The sequence below is a fragment of the Streptomyces sp. NPDC043867 genome (genome assembly GCF_056435845.1).
Map to the genome: position 1 here is coordinate 135741 of NZ_JBWKDS010000018.1, position 20674 is coordinate 156414.

Consider the following 20674-nt stretch of genomic DNA (forward strand, 5'->3'; position numbering starts at 1 on the left):
GGCGCACCTCACTGCTGGGCGAACACCACCCAGACCTGGCCCTTCGCGAAGTTCATCCGCGTGCCGTCCGCCGTCGTGAACCGCGTGCCGTCCGCCGCCGAACGCCGGTGCCAGTCGACGTCGAACACCTGCCCGTCGCGCAGCACTTCGGCCTTGCCCGACCCGACGGTCTGCGTGTACGGCGTGTTGTTCCCCAGGACGTCGTGGAACCGGGACGTCCGCACGGGCACGTGCTGCACGACCACGGTCGCGGGCGCCACCGGGGCGCCGTCCGCCGTCACGGTCGGCCTGCCGTCCGTGGTCACCAGCCAGCGCCCCCGCTCCGCGGACCAGGTGAAGGTGAAGCGGGCCGCCGGGAAGCGGACGGTGCGCTTGTCCTGCGGGCTGCCGCCCGCCGGTGCCGCGCCGTAGCGGAAACCCGTCGTCAGGGCGTCCGCGCCCGGCGCCGAGCCCATCAGCTTCCGCGGGCGCAGGTAGAGGTTGTGGGGCGCCGCCTTGTCGGTGCCGCGGAAGTAGGCGGCGGAGTTCTCCTCCGGGCGGACCGCGCGCAGCGGCGCCTTGTCGATCAGCGGCAGCAGCTTGTGCTGCGCGCCGGAGAAGGCGAGCGTCGGTTCGTCGAACTGGCGCAGCAGCTCCAGATCCGATTCGCGGGCACTGCGCACCGGACCCACGACCTCGGGCAGCTCGGTCGCGTACACGGCCATCAGCCGGCTCAGCCCGCCCTCGACCTGCTCCGCGTACACCACGTCCGCGGCGTTCAGGCCCGTCTGCGGCCGCGCGTCGCCCGCGTTGTCGATCTTCACCGCGAGCACCGGGTCGTGTGGCCCCTCGGTGGCCTCGGTGGGGGCCGGCTTCTCGTGCCGCCCGCGCCCGTCGTCGGGCGGGCCGCCGCCGGCGGTGCAGCCCGCCAGCAGGGAACCCGTCACCGCGGCGGCCACCAGCGCCGCCGTCGTCATGCCGCGCCGCATCCGTGTCCTCTGTCCCATGCCCACCGTGGCCACCATGTCCTGTGCTGTCGATTGTGCGCTTATACGTTCATCGGTGGCCATACCCGATCTCTTCCGCATGTGCGCGCCGGGTGGGCCGAACGGCCCAGCGGACGACAGCGGGGCGCGGGCCCCGAAGGGCCGCGCCCCTCAGGCGTCCGGGCCGAGGATCTCCGAGAGGTCGTAGGTCACCGGCTCCTCCAGCTGGCCGTAGGTGCAGCTCTCCGCCGTACGGTCCGGGCGCCAGCGGCGGAAGCGCGCCGTGTGCCGGAACCGCGCGCCGTTCTCCATGTGGTCGTACGCCACCTCCGCCACCCGCTCGGGCCGCAGCGGCACCCAGGAGAGGTCCTTCTTCGACGACCACCGGCTCGGCGCTCCGGGAAGGCGCGCGGATTCGTGCGCCGCCTCGTCTGCCCAGGCCGCCCAGGGGTGCGCGCCGACGTCCGGCATCCGCAGCGGCTCCAGTTCCTCCACCAGCTCCGCCCGGCGCTTCATCGGGAAGGCGGCGGACACGCCCACGTGCTGGAGCGCGCCCCGGTCGTCGTACAGCCCCAGCAGCAGTGAGCCCACGACGGGCCCGCTCTTGTGGAGGCGGTAGCCCGCGACCACGACGTCCGCCGTGCGCTCGTGCTTGATCTTGAACATGGCGCGCTCGTCCTGCCGGTAGGTGACCGTCGGCGGCTTGGCGATCACCCCGTCGAGACCGGCCCCCTCGTACTGCTCGAACCACTGCCGGGCGACCTCGATGTCCGTCGTCGCCGGGGCGACGTGGACCGGGGCGCCGACTCCGGACAGCGCTGTCGTCAGGAGGGTGCGCCGGTCCGTGAGCGGCACGCCGAGCAGTGACTCGTCCGCCAGCGCCAGCAGGTCGAAGACCACCAGGGAGGCCGGGGTCCGCTCGGCCAGCATCCGCACCCGCGAGTCCGCCGGGTGGATCCGCTCCGTCAGCGCGTCGAAGTCGAGGCGCCCGCCCCTGGCGATCACGATCTCGCCGTCCACCACGCAGCGCGTCGGCAACCGCTCCCGCAACGCCGCCGCCAGCTCGGGGAAGTACCTGGTCAGCGGCTTGCCGGTGCGGCTGCCGAGCTCGATCTCGGCACCGTCGCGGAACACGATGGCCCGGAACCCGTCCCACTTCGCCTCGTACTGCATGCCCGGCGGAATCGTCGCCACGGACTTGGCGAGCATCGGCTTCACGGGGGGCATCACCGGCAGGTCCATGCTCCGATTCTGCGGGCAACCCCACCGGTTCGCCCGGTGTGCGAGGTATGTACGCCAGGCCTACCGTGGCTCGCATGGGCGATGCGGTGGAACTCGAGGCGGCGGGCAGGACGGTACGCCTGTCCAGCCCCGACAAGATCTTCTTTCCCGAGCGCGGCTTCACGAAGCTGGACCTCGCGCGCTACTACCTCGCCGTCGGCGACGGCATCCTCCGCGCGCTGCGCGACCGCCCCACCACCCTGGAGCGCTACCCCGACGGTGTGACCGGCGAGTCGTTCTTCCAGAAGCGCGCCCCCAAGAACATGCCCGACTGGATCCCGACCGCGCACATCGCCTTCCCCAGCGGCCGCACCGCCGACGAGATGTGCCCCACCGAGGTCGGCGCGGTCCTGTGGGCCGCACAGTTCGGCACGCTCACCTTCCATCCCTGGCCGGTGCGCGGCGGTGACGTCGACCACCCCGACGAACTCCGGCTCGACCTCGACCCGCAGCCCGGCACGGACTACGCCGACGCCGTGCGCGCCGCCCACGAGCTGCGCGAGGTGCTCCACGAGTACGGCGGCCTGCGCGGCTGGCCCAAGACGTCCGGCGGCCGGGGCCTGCACGTCTTCGTGCCGATCGAGCCGCGCTGGACCTTCACCCAGGTGCGCCGGGCCGCCATCGCCGCCGGGCGCGAACTGGAACGCCGCATGCCCGAGCAGGTGACCACGGCCTGGTGGAAGGAGCAGCGCGGCGAGAAGATCTTCGTCGACTACAACCAGACCGCACGGGACCGCACGATCGCCTCCGCCTACTCCGTACGCCCCCGCCCGCACGCCCCCGTGTCCGCGCCGCTGCGGTGGGACGAGGTGGGCACGGCCGTGCCGCGCGACTTCGATCTGGCGACCATGCCGGGACGCTTCGCCGAACTCGGCGACGTGCACGCCGACATGGACGACCACGCCTTCTCCCTGGAGGCCCTGCTCGAACTCGCCAGCCGGGACGAACACGACCACGGCCTCGGCGATCTGCCGTATCCCCCCGAGTACCCGAAGATGCCCGGCGAGCCGAAGCGCGTGCAGCCGAGCCGCGCCAAGCACACGGACGGCTAGGGCCTGTCGTTTGGATCATGCCGGCGTCGCGGGGTCTGGCACGCACATCTGCGGCGTTGTCGTCGGTCGCCGACGCCCCGCGTCGACTCCCTCCTCCGCCTTGCAGCTGCACGCGCCAGACCCCGCTCGGGCCGGTCAGGACGAACCGTCGGTCACAGCCAGCCTGATCCAAACGACAGGCCCTAGCGCGGGTCCGCCCGGGGCGGTTCTCACGCCCGTGCGGACCGGGTGGCGGTGCGGGCCGGGGCAGGCCCGGCGTCGGGGCGGCGAGGCTATCCTGATCGGCAACCGCCGAGGAGGAGCCCTGAGGTGACCGAGCCGACGACAGAGTCGCGCCCCACACTGGAGGCCGTGGCCGCCCGGGCCGGGGTCTCCCGGGCCACCGTGTCGCGCGTCGTCAACGGCGGTGACGGCGTGCGCGAACCGCTGGTCGAGCGGGTCAGACGGGCCGTCGAGGAACTCGGCTACGTGCCCAACCAGGCCGCCCGCAGCCTCGTCACCCGGCGCCACGACGCCGTCGCCGTGGTCATCGCCGAACCGGAGACCCGCGTCTTCGCCGACCCCTTCTTCGGGCTCCAGCTCCGCGGTATCAGCAAGGAACTGACGGCACACGACACGCAGCTCGTCCTGCTGCTCACGGAGGGACGCGACGACCACACACGCGTCGGCCGCTATCTCGCCGGAGGCCATGTCGACGGCGCGCTCGTCTTCTCGCTGCACCTCGACGACCCGCTGCCCGAGCTGATCCTCGGCGCCGGCGTGCCGACCGTCTTCGGCGGGCGGCCCGGCTGGGGCGACGGGACGCCCGGCTCGGCGTCCCCCCTCTACGTAGACAGCGACAACCGGGGCGGGGCACGGCAGGCCGTACGTCACCTGGTGGCGCTGGGGCGGACCCGGATCGCGCACATCACCGGCCTCCTCGACCAGACCTCGGCGGTGGACCGGCTCGACGGGTTCCGGGACGGCCGGGTCGACACCGATCCCCGGCTGGTCGCGGAGGGCGACTTCACGTCCGGCGGCGGCGAGCGTGCGATGCGGGAACTGCTGGAGCGCCGCCCCGACCTGGACGCGGTGTTCGCCGCCAACGACCTGACTGCGTCGGGTGCGTTGCGGGTCCTGCGGGAACGGGGGCGCCGCGTGCCCGAGGACGTCGCCGTGATCGGTTTCGACGACATGGCGCCCGTCGCCGAACAGACGGACCCGCCGCTGACGACGGTCCGTCAGGACATAGAGGAGATGGGCCGGCTGATGGCACGGATGCTGCTGCGGAACCTGGACCGCGACGGCGCCAGGGATCCGGAGGGCGCGGCGTCGAGCGTGGTCCTGCCGACGACGCTGGTACGCAGGTCCTCCGCGTAGACGGCACGCGGGGTCGGCCCGGGACACCGTCCCCACCTGGCAGTTGGTTCCGGGACACCGTCCCCACCTGGCAGTTGGCCCGGGACGCCGTCGGCTCCCGGTAGTTGGCACGCGACGTCGCCTGCATCCGATGTCGGCCTCGTTCCGCCGGCACCCGGCACCCGGCACCCGGCACCCGGCACCCGGCACCCGGCACCCGGCGTCCGGCCGCGGGCCGCGACGCCGTCCCCGCCCGGCAGTTGGCCCGCGACGCCGGCCCCCGCGGCGCTGCGCCAGCCCACGATGCCGCCGACACTCGGCAATTGGGCTGCGACGCCGGCCCCCGCGGCGCCACGCCAGCCCACGCCGCCGCCGAGACCCGGCAGTTGGCCCGCGACGTCGCCCGTCTCGACGGCGCCGCCTACCCGGAGGGCGCCACGCCGTCCCGGACTCAGCCCTGCTGCGGTGTCGCGCTCTTGATCACCGCGAAGCGGGCCCCGTACGGATCGGCGAGCTTCGCCATGCGGCCCACGCCCGCCATGTCCGTGGCGGGCGTGCGGACCTCGCCGCCCAGCTCCTGAGCCCTGGCGACGACCGCATCCGTGTCCGTGACCTCGAAGTACGGCAGCCAGTACGCGCCGGACCCGGCCTCCGTCGGATCGTCGGCCAGCGGGACGACGCCGCCGAACATGGCGTCCTCCTCGGTGTCGGCCGGGTTGACGCAGGTGTAGGTGCCGCCGGGGAAGGACACCGCCGACGTGTTCCAGCCGAAGGCGGAGTGGTAGAACGCGGCCGCCGCGGGGACGTCCTGGGTGTAGAGCTCGATCCAGCACAGCGAGCCGGGGTCTCCCGCCACGTCCAGTCCGTCGAGCCGGGCCGGCTGCCAGATGCCGAAGGGCACCCCCGCCTTGTCCGCGAGGATGGCCATGCGACCCTCGCCCATCACGTCCATGGGCTGCATGAGAACGGCGCCGCCCGCCCGCTCGACCGCCTGGGCGGTGGCCTGTGCGTCGGGACTCCGGAAGTACACCGTCCACGACGGCGGGCCCTGCTCGGGAGTGGTCTGCATACCGCCGGCGGCGGTCCTGCCGTCCAGCTGGAAGAAGCCGTAGCCGCCGGCCTCCGGACCCGCCGACAGGAACTGCCAGCCGAAGAGGCCTCCGTAGAAGGACGTGGCACCGTCGATGTCGGGCGTGCCGACATCGAGCCAGTTCGGAGCGCCGTCGACAAAACGGGTGGTGAGCATGATGTGCCCTCCTCTGCGGGATCCCGTTGCCTGCACTGCCGAGTCTTGCACCGCCCACTGACAACCGCTGCCGGGACGCCTCCGCGCGCCGCCGTGCGCCGGTGTGCCGGACCGGGCCATCATCAGGGGTCCCTCGGGCCCCGGCAGGAGCCGTCGATCCGCCGGGCTCCGGAACGAGCCGTCGATTTGCCGGGCTCCGGAACAGGCGTTGATCCGGCGTTGATGAAACGTTTTTCACCGCGCGGCACGATCTCGTCATGCACATCGACACGATCATCGAGCCCCGCACGGCATGGCGGGAGCAGGCGCTCTGCGCGCAGACCGGGGCGGACTTCTTCTTTCCCGAGCCGGGCAGCTCGGTGCGGGAGGCGAAGCGCATCTGCGGCATGTGCGAGATGCGCTCCGCCTGTCTCGACTACGCGCTGAACAACGACGAGCGCTTCGGAGTCTGGGGCGGACTCTCCGAGAAGGAGCGGCTCAGCCTCCGGCGCGCCCGGGAGTGACCGGGAGTGACCGGGAGTGACCGGGAGCCGGCCGCGGGAGTGGCCGCCCTCGGCATGCCGAACGGGGCCCGGTGTCCGGACCCCGTCGGTTGAGGTGGAGGTTGAGGTGGAGCTGGTGGTGGACGCCGGCTGCGGGGAGCGCGGCCTCCGGGGGTGTCAGCCGGCCGCGCGCGCCAGCATCCGCGCCTTGCGGGCCGCGAGCTTCTCGTCGAACTTCGAGGCCTCCGAGTCCAGGCCGCGCATGTAGAGACCGAGCTCCTCCTGGGCGCGCACACCCTCCGGGCCGAGACCGTCGATCTCCAGGACCCTGAGGTGGCGCAGCACCGGCTGGAGCACGTCGTCGTGGTGGATGCGCATGTTGTAGACCTCGCCGATGGCCATCTGGGCGGCGGCGCGCTCGAAGCCCGGCATGCCGTGACCGGGCATCCGGAAGTTGACGACGACGTCGCGGACGGCCTGCATGGTCAGGTCGGGGGCGAGCTCGAAGGCGGCCTTCAGCAGGTTCCGGTAGAAGACCATGTGCAGGTTCTCGTCGGTCGCGATGCGCGCCAGCATGCGGTCGCAGACTGGGTCGCCCGACTGGTGGCCGGTGTTGCGGTGGGAGATGCGGGTGGCCAGCTCCTGGAACGCGACGTACGCCACCGAGTGGAGCATCGAGTGGCGGTTGTCCGACTCGAAGCCCTCGCTCATGTGGGACATCCGGAAGGCTTCCAGCTGGTCCGGGTCCACGGCGCGCGACGCCAGCAGGTAGTCGCGCATCACGATGCCGTGCCGGCCCTCCTCCGCGGTCCAGCGGTGCACCCAGGTGCCCCACGCGCCGTCACGTCCGAAGAGGGAGGCGATCTCGTGGTGGTAGCTGGGGAGGTTGTCCTCGGTCAGCAGGTTCACGACGAGCGCGATCCGGCCGATCTCGGTGACCTTGGACTGCTCCTTGTCCCAGGCCTCGCCGTCCTCGAACTGACCGGGGAAGTTGCGGCCGTCGCTCCACGGCACGTACTCGTGGGGCATCCAGTCCTTCGCCACCTTGAGGTGGCGGTTGAGTTCCGTCTCGACCACTTCCTCCAGGGCGTACAGCAGTCGAGCGTCGGTCCAGACGGTGGACGGGCTGCCGAGAGAGGGAGTGGTGGTCGTCACAAGAACTCCAGGGGGACGTACGAGCGAAGAGCGGGGATAACCTACGGCATCGTAGGCTACGTACCCGTAGGTTACGAGACCGTAGGTTAAGAACGCCGTAAGGGGCGCAGTTCAGCGGGTTCCCATTGTGGGCATGATCACGCACGGACGGGCAGGCGGGCGGGGTGCACGGGCGGCTTTCGGCCGGTTCAGACGTACAGCTCCCGCAGTCGCACCGAGAGGCACGTCACACAGCCCTCCAGCTTCTCGAACTCGCTGATGTCGACGACCACCGGCTCGTGCCCGAGGTCCGCGAGCAGCTCGGCGGTCCTCGGCGCGCTCGCCGCCATCAGCAGCTTCCCGCCGCCGAGCAGGACCACGTGGGCCCCGGACTCCTCCGGCACCGGCAGGAAGCGGGGGAACAGCGACGGCGCGTCGACCTGCGGGAGGTGGCCGAGGACCGTCCCGTCGGGCAGCGCGGTGACCGCCGACTTCAGATGCAGCACCCTGGTCACGGGAACGGTGACGACACGGGCCCCCAGCGGCTCGAAGACGGCGCGCAGTTGCCGGACGCCCGCCGCGTCGGTCCGCCCGCCCCGCCCGACGTAGAGCGTGTCGCCGACCTTGAGGACGTCTCCGCCTTCGAGGGTGCCGGGCTCCCGGATCCGGTTCACCGAGCAGCCGAGGCGGGCCACGGCCTCCTCCACGCCGGCGGTCTCCCCGCGCCGGGACTCCGCCCCGGGGCGGGTGATCAGCGCGACGTTGCGGAAGACGACCACGGTGTCCTCGACGAACACCGCGTCGGGGAAGCCGTCGGCGCGGTCCACCTCCACGGTGTCCCAGCCGTGCGTGCGCAGCGCCTCCGTGTACGCCTCCCACTGCTCGACGGCCAGGCCGACGTCGACCGCCGTGCGGCCGATGTGGGTGACCAGCCCCTCCGCGAGGCGAGGGCCGGGGCGGCGGACGAGGGCCTTCTTGCTGGGCACGTGCGGGTCTCCGAATCGGCAGGGGTCTGGCGCCATCATGCAGGGTGGTCCGCGCGGACAGAAGCCCCCCACCACCGCACGCGCGGTCGTGAGGGGCCCCGGGACACCCGGCAGGTGCAGAGGAGCAGGGCCTAGGCGGGGCCGCCGACCGCCTCCGCCGTGGTCTCGGTGAGTTCGCCCCCTTCCAGCAGCAGCCAGCGCGTGATGCCGATGGACTCGAGGAACGGCACGTCGTGGGAGGCCACGACCAGTGCCCCCTCGTACGACTCCAGGGCCGCGGTGAGCTGCCGGACGCTCGCCATGTCGAGATTGTTCGTGGGCTCGTCGAGCAGCAGGAGCTGGGGCGCGGGCTCCGCCAGCATCAGGGCGGCGAGCGCGGCCCGGAAGCGTTCGCCGCCGGACAGCGTGTCCGCGCGCTGGTCGGCCCGCGCGCCCCTGAACAGGAAGCGGGCCAGCCGTGCCCGGATCCGGTTGTTCGTGGCGCCGGGCGCGAAGCGGGCCACGTTCTCGGCGACCGTCAGCCGGTCGTCGAGAACGTCGAGCCGCTGCGGCAGGAAACGCATCGGCACCTGGGCGCGCGCCTCGCCGGACACCGGCGCCAGCTCCCCGGCGATCGTGCGCAGCAGCGTCGTCTTGCCCGCGCCGTTGCGCCCGGTCAGCGCGACCCGCTCCGGCCCCCGCAGTTCGAACGTGCCGTCCACCCGGGCGCCGTACCTCAGCTCCAGGTTCTCCAGGACGAGAACCGTGCGGCCCGGAGGCACGGCCGTGTGCGGCAGGTCGACGCGGATCTCGTCGTCGTCCCGCACGGCCGTCGCCGCCTCGTCGAGGCGTTCCCTGGCCTCGGCGAGTCTCTCCTCGTGCATGATGCGGTGCTTGCCGGCGGACTCCTGCGCCGCCCGCTTGCGCGCGCCCATGACGATCTTCGGCTCGCGCTTCTGCTCGTACATCTTCTGCCCGTACCGCTTGCGGCGGGCCAGCTTGACCTGGGCGTCGGCCAGTTCACGCTTCTGTTTGCGCAGGTCGGACTCGGCGACGCGCATCATGCGCTCCGCCGCCTCCTGTTCGACGGCGAGTGCCTCCTCGTACGCGGAGAAGTTGCCGCCGTACCAGGAGACCTCCCCGCAGTGGAGCTCCGCGATCTGGTCGACCAGGTCGAGGAGTTCACGGTCGTGGCTGACCACCACCATGACGCCGGACCAGGCCTCGACGGCCGCGTACAGCCGGCGGCGTGCGTACAGGTCGAGGTTGTTCGTCGGTTCGTCGAGCAGCAGGACGCCGGGGCGTCGCAGCAGCAGCGCGGCCAGCCGCAGCAGGACCGACTCGCCGCCCGACAGCTCGCCGGCGGTGCGGTCCAGGCCGATGTGGCCGAGCCCGAGTTCGCCGAGCATCGCCTCGGCCCGCTCCTCGACGTCCCAGTCGTCGCCGACGGCCGTGAAATGCTCCTCGGCCACGTCGCCGGCTTCGATGGCGTGCAGCGCGGCGCGGACCGACGCGATGCCGAGCGCCTCGTCGACGCGCAGCGTGGTGTCGAGCGTGACGTTCTGCGGGAGGTAGCCGACCTCGCCCGCGACGCGGACGGTGCCGTCGGCAGGGGTGAGGTCACCCGCGATCAGCCTCAGCAGGGTGGATTTGCCCGTGCCGTTGGCACCGACGAGCCCGGTCCTGCCCGGGCCGAAGGCGGCCTGGAGGTCGTCGAACACGGTGGTGCCGTCGGGCCAGGCGAAGGACAGGGCGGTACAGGTGACGGACGTGGGGAAGGTGGACATGAAACCTCGCGGTTGCCTGGTGCGGTCGGGGGAACGCGTTCGGGACACCGCGAGGTGACGACAGTCCGGGAGGGGGCGGGAGAAGAAGGGCCCGTGCCGGAAGGACGGCTCAGCTGCCGAGGTCGCACGCTGCGCACCCGGGAGCCGGACAGGCCGGCTGCGAGTGACGCGGTGTCTCAGGACCTCAGACGAGCAACGTCCTTCTCCATTCGACGACAACAGGACCCCTCCACCGTAGGAAGGGCCCCAGGGACTGTCAACGGAATAACGAGGGGCCCGCCGGGCCTGGCCGACGCGTCGCCGGGCCCCACCGCCTCCGGTGGGCTCCGCCCCCGACCACGTGAAGGAGACTCCGTGCCCGACGGCTCGCTCTCGCTGCCCGCCCGGCTCTACCTGCTGGCCTGGGACATCACGAAACTCAAGGTCAGCGGCGCGACCCACCTCCATCACCTGGTCCGGGCCAGCGCCCTCACGGAGCTGGCCCAGCGTGGAATCCTCACCGACGTGGACGGCATCGCCTGCCCCGCCGACACGGACCGCCGCACCGGTGACCTCGTCCTCGACGGCCTGCTGGAACTCGTCGAGGAGTCCCGTCCGCGCAAGTGGAAGACGTGGGTGACGCTGCGGGCCCGGGTCACCCTGGACGCCCTGCGCGCGCAGCTCGCCGCCGAGGGGTATCTGCTGGCGAGGAAGAAGCGGGTGCTCGGACTCTTCCCGTCCGTGGAGTACGAGCTCGCGCGGGTGCCGGTCGTGACGGCCCTGCGCGAGGAGGCGCGGCAGGTGCTGGAGGGACCCCGGCCCGTCGCCGAGATCTCCGACCGGGACGCGGCCCTCGTCGCGCTGGCCGCGGCGGCCGAGCTGCGCACGTTCGTGTCGGGCAAGGACCGCAGGCAGCACAAGGCCCGCATCGACGAACTCACCGAGCGCAGCGGCGCGGCGGCGCCCGCCCTGAAGAAGGTCATCCAGGAGGTGCGGACGGCGATGATCGTCGCGGTCACGGCCGCGTCGACCGCGGGGGCGGGAGCGGGAAGCTGACCGACGGCGCCGCGCGCCGGCCGACGTGCCCCGCAGTGGACGTACGCCGGCTACGTCGGTTGACGGGCGCCGGTCCACTCCAGGCCCGCCCTCTCGCACGTACATGCCGGATTTCCGCCAGCCAGGCCTCGGGCCCGGTGGTTGGCTCGCCCCATGACCGATCCCAGTCCCCTCCGCGAATCCGCCGTCGCCTTCCGCGCCCTGCACGTCCCGGGCCGCCCGCTCGTCCTGCCCAACGCCTGGGACACGGTGAGCGCCCTGCTCATCGAGGAGGCCGGCGCCGCCGCGCTGGCGACCACGAGCGCGGGGATCGCCTGGGAGCTGGGCGCTGCCGACGGTGACCGGCTCGACCGGGAGCAGGCACTCGCCGCCGTCGAGCGGATCGCCGCCCGGGTCCGGATCCCGGTCACCGCGGACATCGAGAGCGGTTACGCGCCGGACGCCGAGGGGGTGCGGGACACCGTCGGGGCGGTGCTCGCCGCCGGAGCCGTGGGCGTGAACATCGAGGACGCGCTGCACGACGGCAGTGGGGTGCTGCGTCCCGTCGAGGAGCAGGCCGAGCGCATCACCGCGGCCCGCGCGGCGGCCGACGCGGCCGGAGTGCCCCTGTTCGTCAACGCCCGCATCGACACGTTTCTCAGGGGTGGCGGGTCGGTCGGGGAGACCCTGGAGCGGGCCGCCGCCTTCGTCGCCGCCGGTGCCGACGGCGTCTTCGTCCCCGGAGCCGCGGATCCGGGCGTCGTTAGGGCGCTCGCCGACGGCATCGACGCTCCGCTGAACGTGATGGTCGGCCACGGGACACCGTCCACCGTCCCCGAGCTGGCCGCGCTCGGTGTCGCCCGGATCAGCGCCGGCTCGGGCCTCGCGCAGGCGGCGCACGCCCTGGTCCGCCGGGCGGCGCGGGAGCTGCTGGACGAGGGAACGTACGGCGCGCTGGCCGACGGCCTCGACTACGGCGAGCTGAACGGCCTGCTCGGCACCGGCCGCTAGGGCCTGTCGTTTGGATCAGGCTGGCTGTGACCGACGGTTCGTCCTGACCGACCCGAGCGGGGTCTGGCGCGTGCAGCTGCAAGGCGGAGGAGGGAGTCGACGCGGAGCGTCGGCGACCGACGACAACGCCGCAGATGTGCGTGCCAGACCCCGCGACGCCGGCATGATCCAAACGACAGGCCCTAGGAGCGGAACCCGACCGTCGGTCGATGCCAGGCCCGGCCCGGAAGGTCACGGGTGGAGCGGGCCGCCTCCACGGACGCTCAGCACGCGTCCCGTATCAGCTCCGCCAGATCGTGGTCCAGGTCGAGCTGGAGGTGTTCGAGGCCGAAGGGCACCAGCTCCGTCGTACGCTCCAGGAAGCCGCGCACCTCGCCCGAACGGACGTGCACCACGGCGGTGCCCTCCGGGGCGTGGAACTCCAGCACGGTGCGGTCGTACCCGTACGGCCGCACCCGTACGTCGCCGTGCCCCTCCGGGCCCTCGAGGCCGGACACGAGCAGTTCGCGGGCGAAGGTCCAGCACACCTCCACGCCTTCGAGCGTGGCCGGGGCCGGGAAGGTCATCCGGACGGCGAAGGGGTCGCGCCGGTCGTAGTGGAGCGTGGCGGGAATGCTCGGCATCCGCGGCGCGGCGGCGACGAGACGGGCCTCTACGGGCTGCTCGATGACGGTGGACAACGCCTTGCTCCCTTGTGACGGCTGGACGGACTCCGGACGGACGAGATCTGGCACTTGAGGAGACGATGGAATGAGCCAATCCGTGCACCTGAAACCCAAGTGACCTCTGTCACCGAGTTCATTCGGAGGGGCGGACGTTCCGTAAGGTGATCCATTTCTCACCCTGTCGGCCTCGGACATCCTGGAGGACACCCGGACGCGGTCCCGGGGTTCCGCCGGACGCCATCTGGACGGCACCGGGGGAGTGGGCTAGCTTCGCCCGCCATGAGGCGCTTGGGAATGACGCGACGCACGAGCCGGACGGTCACCGTGGGACTCTGCGCGGCGGCGCTCGCCGCCGCGCTGGCGGCACCGGCGCAGGCACGGCAGGCCCCGGCGCGACAGGCGCAGGGAAGCGGCCCCCAGCCGGGCTGGGCCCTCAAGGACAGCGGCACGGACGTGCGCTTCCGCGGGCTGTCCGCCGTGGGCCGGGACACCGCCTGGGTGGCCGGATCCAAGGGCACCGTGCTGCGCACCACCGACGGCGGCGCGCACTGGCGGAACGTCTCGCCGCCCGGCGCGGCCGGGCTGGAACTGCGTGACGTCGAGGCGTTCGACGCGCGCCGCGCCGTGGTCCTGGCGATCGGCGAGGGCGAGGCGTCCCGGGTGCTGCGCACCGACGACGGGGGCGCGACCTGGACCGAGTCCTTCCGCAACACCGACGCCAAGGCCTTCTACGACTGCGTCACGTTCTTCGACCGCCGCCACGGTCTGGCGATGAGTGACCCCGTGGACGGAAAGTTCCGCATCCTGTCGACCGCCGACGGCGGTCGCTCCTGGAAGGTGCTGCCCAGCGCGGGAATGCCCCCGGCGCTGGAGGGTGAGGCCGGGTTCGCGGCCGGCGGACAGTGCCTGGTGGCCTCGGGCCCGCGTGACGTGTGGCTGGCCACCGGCGGGGCCGCACGCGCGCGCGTGCTGCACTCCGCCGACCGCGGGCTGACCTGGACGGCCGCGGACAGCCCGGTCCCGGCCGGCGACCCCGCGCGCGGCGTCTTCGCCCTCGCCTTCCGCGACCGCACCCACGGTCTCGCCGTCGGCGGCGACTACCGCGCCGACCAGCCGTCACCGCGTTCGGCGGCGGTCACCCGCGACGCCGGGCGCACCTGGACACCCGCCGCCCAGCCCCCGCCCGCCTACCGCTCCGGAGTCACCTGGCTCCCGCACAGCCGCTCCGCCGCGCTCGCGGTCGGTCCCACGGGCACCGACCTGACCACGGACGGCGGCCGCACCTGGCGCACGGTCGACGCGGGCTCGTACGACACCGTGGACTGCGCACCGGACCGGGGCTGCTGGGCCTCGGGCGAGAAGGGCCGCGTGGCACGGCTGGAGGGCTGATCCCCGCTCGCCGTGCGGCAGGGCAGCGGCCGTGTGTGCGTGGGCACCCGGGGTACCCGCCCCGTCGGCGAGGGCGGCACCCGTCCCACGACGAAAGGAAGTGAGCCGGCATGCCCCGTGGCTCCAGTCCCAAGCGGGAACGCCAGTACGAGCACATCAAGGAGAGCGCCCGGGACCGCGGCGAGAGCGAGGACCGCGCCGAGGAGATCGCCGCGCGCACCGTCAACAAGGAACGCGCCCGCTCCGGCGAGTCGAAGACCGCGAGCCGCACGTCCACGAAGGACATGTCGTCCGGCGAGCGCGGCGGCCGACGCTCGCACCAGGGCGCCCAGGGCCTGACCTACGACCAGCTGTACGAGGAGGCCAAGCGGCGCAACATCCACGGCCGCTCGGACATGAACAAACAGCAGCTGCAGCGCGCACTCGACAAGTAACGGCACCCTCCGCCGGGTTCGCGCGCGCGACCCGCCGCACCCGGGCACGGTCCCCCGCGACGGCGAGGACGATGACGCGGTCGCAGGGACCTCCCGTGCGGTACGCGAGCGGCGCCCGTACCGGGGTGACGACCCCGGCCGGGGAACGCGGTCCCGGCGGCGCCGTACCCTCGTCACCACCATGACGACGACCGTAGGAATTCCGGCGGGCTGGCCCACCACCGAAGCGCAGGCGCGCGCCGCGCAGGACGAGTTGCGGGCGCGGGTGGTGCTCGACGAGCCGGGACCGCAGCCCGGGAACGGCCATGTGACCGGCGTCGACGTGGCGTACGACGACGAGCGGGACCTCGTCGTGGCCGCGGCCGTCGTACTGGACGCGGCGACCCTCGACGTCGTCGCGGAGGCCACCGCCGTCGGACAGGTCTCCTTCCCGTACGTGCCCGGTCTGCTCGCCTTCCGCGAGATCCCGGCGGTCCTGGCCGCGCTCGACGCCCTGCCCTGCGCCCCCGGCCTCGTCGTCTGCGACGGCTACGGACTCGCCCACCCGCGCCGCTTCGGTCTCGCCAGTCACCTCGGCGTCCTCACCGGGCTGCCCACCATCGGCGTCGCCAAGAACCCGTTCACGTTCTCCTACGAGGAGCCGGGCCCCCGGCGCGGCCGCGCGTCCCCGCTGCTCGCGGACGAGGAGGAGGTGGGCCGCGCCCTGCGCACCCGGGACGGCACGAAGCCGGTGTTCGTCTCCGTCGGCCACCGGGTCGGCCTGGACACCGCGTGCGCGCACACGCTCGCGCTCACGCCGGAGTACCGGCTCCCGGAGTCGACCCGCGCGGCGGACGCCCTGTGCCGGCGTGCACTGAAGAAGGCGACGGGCTGACCCGCCGGCCCGTCGCCGCCGCCCGCCGAGTGCGCCTGCGGGTGTCCACTCCCGGCCCGGTCCTTGAGTACGTGTTCTGAGTAGCTGTACGGATGCGGTGGCCGCGCTGGCGTCGGCAGGCTGTGCCCCATGACGACGCACCGGTCCCACAGAGCCCCCGTCCCCCCGGTCCACCCCGCCCGGCCCGCCGAGCGCGCCATGACCGTCGCCCTCGTCCTCGCCGTGATCGCCGGACTGGGCTGGATCGGCGGCATGCTCTACACGGTCCTGGGATGGCCGCTGTAGGCCCGGTGCCACGCGGTCACCTGGTGGCCGCCACCCGGAAGACGATCCCCGCCCGGCGGAGGCGTTCCGTCAGGGCGTCACCCATGGCCGTCACCGTCGTGACCTGCCCGGCGGTCTTCGGGAGTTCGTCGAACGCGAGGGACAGCGCCCCCTCGGCGAGGATCTTCGCGGTCTCGCCGTAGCCCGGGTCGCCGCCCGCGACCTCCGTGAAGACCCGGCGCCCGCCACCCTCACCGACGAACCGCACCGAGAACCAGCTCTTCGCGCGCCTGGCCTCGCTCGGCCCCTCGCCGGGCCTGACGCGACCCGACAGCCAGCGCCGGGCGGGCGGCAGTTGGGCCGCCGCGAAGAGTGCGCTCACCGCGGCGACCCCGCCCACGGCGACCGGCAGGTGCTCGACGGCCGCGTAGTGCCGGTAGCGGAAGTCGGGCCCGTACCGTTCCACGGCCCGTGCGGAGCGCTGGACCACCTGGGGGTCGATCGTGGGCAGCGGGAGCGCCCAAGCCCCGACCTCCTTGGCGAACCGCGGTGCGCCCGGCGGCGCGTACGCCCGCCGTCCCACCAGGCGCGGCTCGTGCCGCCCGCGGTCCCGCGCCGCGGCCAGCACCTGCCGGCCGCGCGCGAACTGGTTGAGCGCCGAGGCGAACGTGCCGCCGGAGAACATCCCCTGGGCGCGGACGAACCCGTCGACGGTCAGCGGCACGCCCTCGGGAAGCTGTCGCACCGTGAAGTAGGCGCCCAGGTCGTGCGGGACCGAGTCGAAACCGCAGGCGTGCACGAGCCGCGCCCCGGTCTCCCGGGCGCGCGCGTCGTACCGGACGTACATCAGGTCCACGAACTCCGGTTCACCGGTGAGATCGACGTAGTCGGTGCCGGCGTCCGCGCAGGCGGCCACCAGTTCCTCGCCGTAGGTGAGGTACGGGCCGACCGTCGTGGCGACCACGCGGGCATTGCGGGCGAGTTCGCGCAGCGACGCCGGGTCGGACACGTCGGCCCGCAGCACCCCGATCTCCGAGGTGCCCGCCAGCCGCTTCCGCAGCCGCTCGAGTTTCTCCGTGCTGCGCCCAGCGATCGCCCACCGCAGCCCGTCGGGCGCGTGCGCGGCGAGGTACTCCGCGGTGAGCGCGCCGACGAAGCCGGTCGCTCCGAAGAGCACGATGTCGTACGCCCGATCCGCCCTGTCCTGCATGGTCATGACACCTTTCGTCGCAGGTCCCGCGCCGTTCCCGGTGGCTGAGGCTAGCGTGAGGTGCGGTGGGCCGAACGACGCGGGCCCACAACGGCCGGAATTTGACTAAGCGCTTGCTCGCTCAGGTCTTGTCCGAAGTGGAACGCGTTCTTTAACATCGCCGATGTCACATCGGTGGTGTCACAGTGCTGGGAGCCCGGATGGCAGCGGCAGGAACGGCAGGGCACGGTCCGCTCGCCGGGGTGCGCGTGGTCGAGCTGGCGGGCATCGGGCCCGGCCCGTTCGCCGGGATGCTCCTCGCCGACCTCGGGGCCGATGTCGTCCGCGTCGACCGGCCGCACGGTACGGGCCTCGCGATCGACCCCGCGTACGACCTCACCAACCGGAACAAGCGCTCCGTGGTCGTGGACCTGAAGGCCGAGGACGGGCCGGACCGCGTCCTCGACCTGGTGGAGCGCGCCGACGTGCTCATCGAGGGCTACCGCCCCGGCGTCGCCGAACGGCTGGGCGTGGGCCCCGACAGCTGCCACGCCCGCAACCGCAGGCTCGTCTACGGACGCATGACCGGCTGGGGCCAGGAAGGACCGCTCGCCCCGCGCGCCGGGCACGACATCGCCTACATCGCCCTGACCGGCACCCTGGGCATGATCGGCAGCCCGGAGGGAGCGCCGGTGGTCCCCGCCAACCTCCTCGGGGACTACGCGGGCGGCTCGCTCTATCTCGTCGTCGGCATCCTCGCCGCCCTGCACCACGCGCGCGAGAGCGGCAGCGGCCAGGTCGTGGACGCGGCCGTCGTCGACGGCACCGCGCACCTGTCCGCGATGATCCACGGCATGCTGGCCGCCGGCCGCTGGCAGGACCGGCGCGGCGCCAACCTGCTCGACGGGGGCGCTCCCTTCTACGGGACGTACGAGACGGCCGACGGGCGGTACATGGCCGTCGGCGCTCTGGAGGAGCGGTTCTACGACGAGTTCGTGGAACTGCTCGGCATCCCGGCCGACGCCCCCGTCCGCACGGACCCGGCGCGCTGGGGCGACCTGCGCGCGGCGGTCGCGGCCCGCTTCAGGACCCGTACCAGGGACGAGTGGACCGCGGTCTTCGAAGGGTCCGACGCGTGCGTGGCGCCGGTCCTGTCGCTGCGCGAGGCCCCCGCCCACCCGCACCTCGCCGCCCGCGGCACCTTCACCGACCACGGCGGCATCACCCAGCCCGCCCCCGCCCCCCGCTTCTCCGCCACCCCCACCTCCGTGCGCCGCGGGCCCGCCCGGCCCGGCGCCGACACCGCCGAGGTGGCGCGCGACTGGGACCTGCCCCACCTGATGGAGGACGGCGACATGCCGCGCCGCGACAGCAAGGACCGCACCTGATGGAGCTCTCCCTCCCGCTCGACTACGCGGGCGACCCCCGGCAGGCCGCCGACGACGTGGCCGCCCTCGAATCCGCCGGACTGGACGCCGTCTGGGTCGCCGAGGCCTACGGCTTCGACTCGCCCACGGTCATGGGCTACCTGGCCGCCCGCACCGAGCGCCTCAAGATCGGCGCCGCGATCCTGAACGTCTACTCCCGCACGCCCGCCCTCATCGCCCAGACCGCCGCGGGACTCGACGCGGTCTCCGGCGGCCGCGCGCTCATCGGCCTCGGCGCCTCCGGCCCGCAGGTCGTCGAGGGCTGGCACGGAAAGGCGTACGACAAGCCCCTCGGCCGTACCCGCGAGGCCGTCGAACTGACCCGCCGCATCCTGCGCCGCGAGACCATCGACCACCACGGCATCACGGACATGCCCCGCCCCGGCGGCCTCGGCAAGCCCCTGAAGATCCTCACCAGGCCCGTGCGCCCCGAAGTGCCCCTGTACGTGGCCTCCCTGGGCCCCGCCAACGTGCGCATGACCGCCGAGATCGCCGACGGCTGGCTGCCCACCCTCTTCATCCCGGAGAAGGCGCACCAGGTGTGGGGCACGCCCCTCGCGGAGGGCGCCGCACGCCGGGACCCGTCCCTCGGTCCGTTGCAGATCGCCGCCGGCGGACCGCTCGCCATCGGGGAGGACGCGTCGGCGCTGCGCGACCTCGCGCGTCCCAGGATCGCCCTCTATGTCGGCGGGATGGGCGCGCCCGGCAAGAACTTCTACAACGACCTCGCCGTGGCCTACGGCTACGAGCGGGAGGCCGCCCTCATCCAGGAGCTGTACCTCTCCGGGAAGAAGCGGGAAGCCGAGGCGGCCGTACCGGACGAGTTCTGCGAGCTCATGTCGCTCTGCGGACCGCAGAGTTACGTCCGCGAGCGGGTCGAGGCCTTCCGCGAGGCCGGCGTCACGATGCTGAACGTGACACCCGTCGGCGAGGACCCGGCGAAGCTGGTCGAGACCGTCAAGAACTGGCTCTAGGGGGCTTGGGCAATGAAGCGGCAGATCTTCTCCGCCGAGCACGACGCGTTCCGCGAGACCGTCCGCACGTTCCTCGCCAAGGAGGTCCTGCCGCACTACGAGCAGTGGGAGAAGGACGGCATCGTCTCGCGTGAGGCATGGCGGGCGGCCGGGAAGCAGGGACTTCTCGGCCTCGCCGTCCCGCAGGAGTACGGGGGCGGCGGCACCGCCGACTTCCGCTACAGCGCCGTACTGGCCGAGGAGTTCACGCGCGCCGGTGCCGCAGGACTCGCCCTCGGCCTGCACAACGACATCATCGGGCCGTATCTGACGGACCTGGCCACCGAGGAGCAGAAGCGGCGCTGGCTGCCCGGGTTCTGCGACGGCTCGCTGATCACGGCCATCGCCATGACCGAACCGGGCGCGGGCTCCGATCTCCAGGGCATCAGGACGCACGCCGAGGACCGGGGCGACCACTGGCTGCTCAACGGCTCCAAGACCTTCATCTCGAACGGCATCCTCGCCGACCTGGTGATCGTGGTCGCGAGGACGACGCCCGAGGGTGGCGCCAAGGGCCTGTCCCTGCTGGTCGTCGAGCGCGGCACGGAGGGCTTCGAGCGCGGCCGCAACCTGGACAAGATCGGCCAGAAGGCGCAGGACACCGCCGAGCTGTTCTTCCACGACGTCCGCGTGCCCAAGGAGAACCTGCTCGGCGAGCCGAACGGCGCCTTCCTGCACCTGATGACGAACCTCGCGCAGGAGCGCATGGGCATCGCCGTCGCCGGGATCGCCGCGGCCGAGCACCTGCTGGAGATCACCACCGCGTACGTCAAGGAGCGCGAGGCGTTCGGACGGCCGCTGTCCAAGCTCCAGCACATCCGCTTCGAGATAGCCGAGATGGCGACCGAGTGCGCCGTCACCCGCACGTTCCTCGACCGCTGCATCGTCGACCACGCGAACGGCGAACTCGACGCCGTGCACGCCTCGATGGCCAAGTGGTGGGCCACCGAACTCCAGAAGCGGGTCGCCGACCGCTGCCTCCAACTGCACGGAGGCTACGGCTACATGACGGAGTACCGCGTCGCCAGGGCCTTCACCGACGGACGCATCCAGACCATCTACGGCGGAACCACCGAGATCATGAAGGAGATCATCGGCCGTTCCCTGCTCGGCTAACCCCCTGGCCCTCCCCGAAAGGCTTATC

The 20674-nt window shown here is 72.8% G+C and carries 20 protein-coding genes; 12 read left to right on the forward strand and 8 right to left on the reverse strand.

The window, feature by feature from the left end:
- Window positions 1–8: 8 nt before the first annotated feature.
- Together AC069T_RS19700 and AC069T_RS19705 are read right to left on the reverse strand one after the other, a co-directional pair.
- The gene (locus AC069T_RS19700; RefSeq protein WP_478783963.1) at window positions 9–986 is read right to left on the reverse strand and encodes a DUF3048 domain-containing protein; all 978 of its coding nucleotides are present in this window, start codon (window positions 984–986) and stop codon (window positions 9–11) included.
- Between the two features lie 150 nt (window positions 987–1136).
- Complete coding sequence (locus AC069T_RS19705) at window positions 1137–2207, reverse strand: ATP-dependent DNA ligase (protein WP_478783964.1); 1071 nt, start codon at window positions 2205–2207, stop codon at window positions 1137–1139.
- Between the two features lie 74 nt (window positions 2208–2281).
- On the opposite strand from AC069T_RS19705, the gene ligD reads away from it, so the two are divergent.
- Together ligD and AC069T_RS19715 are read left to right on the forward strand one after the other, a co-directional pair.
- Window positions 2282–3298: a non-homologous end-joining DNA ligase gene (gene ligD, locus AC069T_RS19710; RefSeq protein WP_478783965.1), complete on the forward strand. Its 1017-nt coding sequence runs from the start codon at window positions 2282–2284 to the stop codon at window positions 3296–3298.
- Window positions 3299–3607: 309 nt separating this feature from the next.
- The gene (locus AC069T_RS19715) at window positions 3608–4657 is read left to right on the forward strand and encodes a LacI family DNA-binding transcriptional regulator (RefSeq protein ID WP_478783966.1); all 1050 of its coding nucleotides are present in this window, start codon (window positions 3608–3610) and stop codon (window positions 4655–4657) included.
- Window positions 4658–5087: 430 nt separating this feature from the next.
- Here the strand turns inward: AC069T_RS19715 and AC069T_RS19720 are convergent, their stop codons facing one another.
- Window positions 5088–5882 carry a VOC family protein gene (locus tag AC069T_RS19720; protein ID WP_478783967.1) on the reverse strand — a complete coding sequence of 265 codons (795 nt, stop codon included), beginning with the start codon at window positions 5880–5882 and terminating at the stop codon, window positions 5088–5090.
- Between the two features lie 257 nt (window positions 5883–6139).
- Between AC069T_RS19720 and AC069T_RS19725 the strand changes: the two genes are divergently transcribed.
- The gene (locus AC069T_RS19725; RefSeq protein ID WP_478783968.1) at window positions 6140–6385 is read left to right on the forward strand and encodes a WhiB family transcriptional regulator; all 246 of its coding nucleotides are present in this window, start codon (window positions 6140–6142) and stop codon (window positions 6383–6385) included.
- Window positions 6386–6541: 156 nt separating this feature from the next.
- Here the strand turns inward: AC069T_RS19725 and AC069T_RS19730 are convergent, their stop codons facing one another.
- The 3 genes from AC069T_RS19730 to AC069T_RS19740 all read right to left on the reverse strand — a co-directional run bounded on the left by AC069T_RS19730 (window position 6542) and on the right by AC069T_RS19740 (window position 10250).
- Window positions 6542–7519 (reverse strand): acyl-ACP desaturase, encoded by a 978-nt coding sequence (locus AC069T_RS19730; RefSeq protein ID WP_478783969.1) that lies wholly within the window; start codon window positions 7517–7519, stop codon window positions 6542–6544.
- A gap of 188 nt (window positions 7520–7707) precedes the next feature.
- Window positions 7708–8484: a dimethylargininase gene (gene ddaH, locus AC069T_RS19735; RefSeq protein ID WP_478783970.1), complete on the reverse strand. Its 777-nt coding sequence runs from the start codon at window positions 8482–8484 to the stop codon at window positions 7708–7710.
- A gap of 131 nt (window positions 8485–8615) precedes the next feature.
- On the reverse strand, window positions 8616–10250 hold the full coding sequence (locus tag AC069T_RS19740; RefSeq protein ID WP_478783971.1) for an ABC-F family ATP-binding cassette domain-containing protein: 1635 nt from the start codon (window positions 10248–10250) through the stop codon (window positions 8616–8618).
- A gap of 354 nt (window positions 10251–10604) precedes the next feature.
- Here AC069T_RS19740 and AC069T_RS19745 point away from each other — a divergent pair, with 354 nt between their 5' ends.
- Window positions 10605–11285, forward strand: coding sequence for a GOLPH3/VPS74 family protein (locus AC069T_RS19745; protein WP_478783972.1), 681 nt, complete (start codon window positions 10605–10607; stop codon window positions 11283–11285).
- A gap of 153 nt (window positions 11286–11438) precedes the next feature.
- Window positions 11439–12275: an isocitrate lyase/PEP mutase family protein gene (locus AC069T_RS19750; protein ID WP_478783973.1), complete on the forward strand. Its 837-nt coding sequence runs from the start codon at window positions 11439–11441 to the stop codon at window positions 12273–12275.
- A gap of 263 nt (window positions 12276–12538) precedes the next feature.
- On the opposite strand, the gene ssgD is transcribed toward AC069T_RS19750, so the two are convergent.
- The gene (ssgD, locus tag AC069T_RS19755) at window positions 12539–12955 is read right to left on the reverse strand and encodes a spore wall synthesis regulator SsgD (protein WP_476754921.1); all 417 of its coding nucleotides are present in this window, start codon (window positions 12953–12955) and stop codon (window positions 12539–12541) included.
- A gap of 279 nt (window positions 12956–13234) precedes the next feature.
- Between ssgD and AC069T_RS19760 the strand changes: the two genes are divergently transcribed.
- The 4 genes from AC069T_RS19760 (at window position 13235) to mmpA (ending at window position 15922) form a co-directional block, all read left to right on the forward strand.
- Window positions 13235–14329, forward strand: a complete 1095-nt coding sequence (locus AC069T_RS19760; protein WP_478783974.1) for a WD40/YVTN/BNR-like repeat-containing protein — start codon at window positions 13235–13237, stop codon at window positions 14327–14329.
- Window positions 14330–14439: 110 nt separating this feature from the next.
- Complete coding sequence (locus AC069T_RS19765) at window positions 14440–14763, forward strand: plasmid stabilization protein (RefSeq protein ID WP_478783975.1); 324 nt, start codon at window positions 14440–14442, stop codon at window positions 14761–14763.
- Between the two features lie 181 nt (window positions 14764–14944).
- Entirely contained in the window at window positions 14945–15637 is a 693-nt protein-coding gene (locus AC069T_RS19770; protein WP_478783976.1) for an endonuclease V, read from the forward strand.
- A 129-nt stretch (window positions 15638–15766) separates the two neighbouring features.
- Window positions 15767–15922, forward strand: a complete 156-nt coding sequence (mmpA, locus tag AC069T_RS19775; RefSeq protein ID WP_478783977.1) for a morphogenic membrane protein MmpA — start codon at window positions 15767–15769, stop codon at window positions 15920–15922.
- A 16-nt stretch (window positions 15923–15938) separates the two neighbouring features.
- Here the strand turns inward: mmpA and AC069T_RS19780 are convergent, their stop codons facing one another.
- The gene (locus tag AC069T_RS19780) at window positions 15939–17117 is read right to left on the reverse strand and encodes a saccharopine dehydrogenase family protein (protein ID WP_478783978.1); all 1179 of its coding nucleotides are present in this window, start codon (window positions 17115–17117) and stop codon (window positions 15939–15941) included.
- A gap of 194 nt (window positions 17118–17311) precedes the next feature.
- On the opposite strand from AC069T_RS19780, the gene AC069T_RS19785 reads away from it, so the two are divergent.
- The 3 genes from AC069T_RS19785 to AC069T_RS19795 are packed head-to-tail and all read left to right on the forward strand — an operon-like array spanning window position 17312 to window position 20646.
- Window positions 17312–18478, forward strand: a complete 1167-nt coding sequence (locus tag AC069T_RS19785) for a CaiB/BaiF CoA transferase family protein (RefSeq protein ID WP_478783979.1) — start codon at window positions 17312–17314, stop codon at window positions 18476–18478.
- Window positions 18478–19491, forward strand: coding sequence for an LLM class F420-dependent oxidoreductase (locus tag AC069T_RS19790; RefSeq protein WP_478783980.1), 1014 nt, complete (start codon window positions 18478–18480; stop codon window positions 19489–19491). Before AC069T_RS19785 ends, AC069T_RS19790 begins: the two co-directional genes overlap by 1 nt.
- 12 nt (window positions 19492–19503) lie before the next feature.
- Window positions 19504–20646 (forward strand): acyl-CoA dehydrogenase family protein, encoded by a 1143-nt coding sequence (locus AC069T_RS19795; RefSeq protein WP_478783981.1) that lies wholly within the window; start codon window positions 19504–19506, stop codon window positions 20644–20646.
- Window positions 20647–20674: the final 28 nt, after the last annotated feature.